General features: G+C 68.7%; 3 protein-coding genes. 2 read left to right on the top strand and 1 reads right to left on the bottom strand.

Features of this window, described 5'->3' with window-relative positions; all coding sequences use genetic code 11:
- Positions 1 to 5: 5 nt before the first annotated feature.
- Positions 6 to 509: a hypothetical protein gene (locus KD1_RS05805; protein ID WP_068398880.1), complete on the bottom strand. Its 504-nt coding sequence runs from the start codon at positions 507 to 509 to the stop codon at positions 6 to 8.
- Positions 510 to 525: 16 nt separating this feature from the next.
- Between KD1_RS05805 and KD1_RS05810 the strand changes: the two genes are divergently transcribed.
- Both KD1_RS05810 and KD1_RS17500 read left to right on the top strand, forming a co-directional pair.
- On the top strand, positions 526 to 819 hold the full coding sequence (locus KD1_RS05810) for a hypothetical protein (protein WP_068398881.1): 294 nt from the start codon (positions 526 to 528) through the stop codon (positions 817 to 819).
- A gap of 78 nt (positions 820 to 897) precedes the next feature.
- On the top strand, positions 898 to 3,231 hold the full coding sequence (locus tag KD1_RS17500) for a transglycosylase domain-containing protein (protein ID WP_083542153.1): 2,334 nt from the start codon (positions 898 to 900) through the stop codon (positions 3,229 to 3,231).
- Positions 3,232 to 3,257: the final 26 nt, after the last annotated feature.

Raw genomic sequence — 3,257 nt, forward strand, 5'->3', positions numbered from 1 at the left:
ATCGCCTACCAGAACCTCACGGGACCCTCCACCGAGGCGGGTCCGTCACCGGTCGTCAGTTCGAGCCCGACCCCGACGGCCGCGCCGTCACCGTCGAGTTCGACGACGCCGCGCGCGACCCAGCCGCGGACGACGCAGCCGGTCGCCCCGAAGCCGACCGATCTGCCGGCGATCCCCGCCCCGGTCGTGGTGCCGGTCACGTCTTCTCCGGTCACTCCACCGCCGGTCACGCCGCCGCCGGTCAGGCCCTCCATCGTCGCGCCGCCGCCGGTGACGGCTCCGCCGGTGCTGCCGCCCCCGCCGGTGACCCCAACGCCGGTACCGCCGTCCACGACGAGCACCACGCCCGCGCCGACGAGCACGAGCAGCACGACGACGACCTCAAGCACGACGACGTCGACGACCAGCACCACGACGACGACCAGCACCACGACGACGAGCACCACGTCCACGACCACCTCGACGACGAGCACGAGCACCACCACGAGCACGACGACCAGCCCCACCACGCCGGCGGGGACCCTGATGGCGACGCGGCTCGAGCCGTCCCGGCGGGGCAACGGTCTGCCGTTCTCCGAACCCTCCAAACTGACGCCGGTCCTCGAGGTCCGTCTCAACGACGCTCCGGCTGGTGACCACAGCGTCACCATCACCGCCAGCGGCGGCGCCGAGGGCCCGGTGACCCACACGTTCACCCTCGACCCGAGCGTGCCGAACCGGGCCGTCGCGGAGTACCGGATCGACCCCGAACGGTTCACCACGGTGACGATCACCGTCCCCGACCTCGACCTCTCGACGACCCTCGACTGGCCAATCTGACCAGGACCACCCAGCGCGTCGGGTCATACTGACCCCCGGCAGACCCGATCGCTGCCGTAGGACGAACGAAGGCAAGGCATGGGAAACGAACCGAGGACGCGGGCTGAGATCCGCGCTGCGGCCAGCCGCTCCACCCGTGGACGAGGGGGCGCCCGAGGCTCCGCTGGTGGTGCCGGCGCGCGCTCGAGTCGCCGCACCTGGCTGACGCGCATTCTCATCGCACTCGCCGCGCTCTTCGTCGCCGGGCTCGCCGCCATCGGCATCGCCTACGCCATGACCGACGTGCCGGCACCCAACGACTCGGCCGTCCAGCAGGCCTCGATCCTCTACTACTCCGACGGCAAGACCGAGATGGACCGCATCGCCAAGGTCAACCGGCAGAACGTCGAGATCAACCAGATCCCCGACCACGTGCAGAAGGCCTTCCTCGCCGCCGAGGACCGGCAGTTCTACGAGAACAACGGCATCTCGCCCAAGGGCATCGCCCGGTCGGTCTGGGTCGGGTTGAGCGGGGGGCAGACCCAGGGCGGATCGACGATCACGCAGCAGTACGTCAAGAACTACTTCCTCACCCAGGATCAGACGTACGAGCGCAAGATCCGCGAGATTCTCATCTCCATCAAGATCGACCGACAGTTGAGCAAGGACGAGATCCTGCGCGACTACCTCAACACGATCTACTTCGGCCGCGGCGCCGGCGGGATCCAAACCGCCTCGCAGGCCTACTTCGGCAAGGATGTGGAGAAGCTCACGGTCAGCGAAGGAGCGTTCCTCGCGGCCACGATCCAGGGGCCGTCGCTGTACGACCCGGCCATCAGCAAGGCCAACGAGCAGCGCGCCAAGGAACGCTGGAAGTACGTCATGGACGGCATGCGCGAGAGCGGCTGGATCACCCAGAAGCAGCGCCAGGAGGCGAAGTTCCCGAAGGTGTTGCCGCCGAAGACGACGACGGGTCGCACGAACAGCATCGGCTTCATCACCGCCGAGGTCCGCCGCGAGATGCGCGAGAAGCTGGGTCTGAGCGACCAGGACATCGACCGCGGTGGCCTGAAGATCGTCACCACCATCGACAAGAAGGCCCAGGACGCGGCCGTCGCGGCGGTGAAGGAGAAACTGCCGGCCGGGCAGAAGCTGCGGGTCGGGTTGGCCTCGATCCAGCCCGGTGACGGGGCGGTGCGGGCGATGTACGGCGGAGCGAAGTACGGCTCGGACAAGGGGGCGCGTTACCAGTCCACGGCCACCGACGATGCCATGCAGGCCGGATCGACGTTCAAGGTCTTCACATTGCTCGCCGCCCTCGACAAGCACATGCCGCTGTCGACGACACTGCCGGGCTACAGCCCGCAGTACTTCAAGGAGTTCGCCTCGAAGAACAACCCGTCGGGGATGATCTCGAACTACGGCAACAGCCAGTACGGTTCGCTGAACCTCATGCAGGCGACGGCGACCTCGTGCAACACCTGCTACGCCAAGCTCAACCTCGACGTCGGTCCGAAGAACACCGCCAAGGCGGCCGAGAACGCCGGCGTCAAGCCCACCGGCGGCGCCGAGCTCATCACGAACGGCTCGAACGTGTTCGGCACCGACAGCGTGCGGGTCATCGACATGGCCAACGCCTATGCGACGATCGCGGCCGACGGCATGCGGGTCGAGCCGTACTACATCGCCTCGGCCGAGGGCGTCGGCGGGTCGAAGTTCTCGTACGAGGCCCAGCCCGACCCGCGCCGCAAGTTCGACGAGGCCGTGGCCCGTGACGCGATCGAGGCCATGCGCGGAGTGACGATCACCGGCACCGCCGGGAAGATCGCGAACTCCGGTCTGAACCGGCCGGTGGCGGGCAAGACCGGCACCACCGATGACAACTACGCCGCGTGGTTCGACGGGTTTGCGCCGCAGCTGGCCACTGCCGTGGCGGTGTACAAGGGCGACGGCTCGATGACCCTGCCGAACGGCAAGCCGAACCTGAAGAACCAGATGAACAACATCCCCGGGGTCGGTGAGATCACCGGTGGCACCGTCCCCACGGACATCTGGATCGCGTACATGAAGACGGCCATGGAGGGCGTCGACGTCAAGGAGTTCCCGCCGCCGGGCAACGTCCAACCGGCAGCGCCGGAGCCGGAGCCGTCCACCCCGGTCGTGCCGAGCGTGGCGCCGCCGCCGTCGAGTTCCGCGCCGCCGCCGTCGACGAGCACGTTCACGGCCACCGAGACGCCGTCGTCGTCGAGCACGCCTCCGCCGTCGACCAGCACCGCGCCGCCCTCGACGAGCACGCCGCCGTCGACGAGCACGCCTCCGCCGTCGACGCAGCCGCCGACCACCGAACCGAGCCTGCCCACGCAGGGGCCGAACAACGGTGGGCCACCTGGGCAGGCCAGGAAGTCGCCGACCAGCGGGAACGGTCAGCAGTAGTGGAGGCGTTGCCGCGGGGCGTCACC

The organism is Kribbia dieselivorans NBRC 106261 (genome assembly GCF_001552435.1).
Classification (GTDB): domain Bacteria; phylum Actinomycetota; class Actinomycetes; order Actinomycetales; family Dermatophilaceae; genus Kribbia; species Kribbia dieselivorans.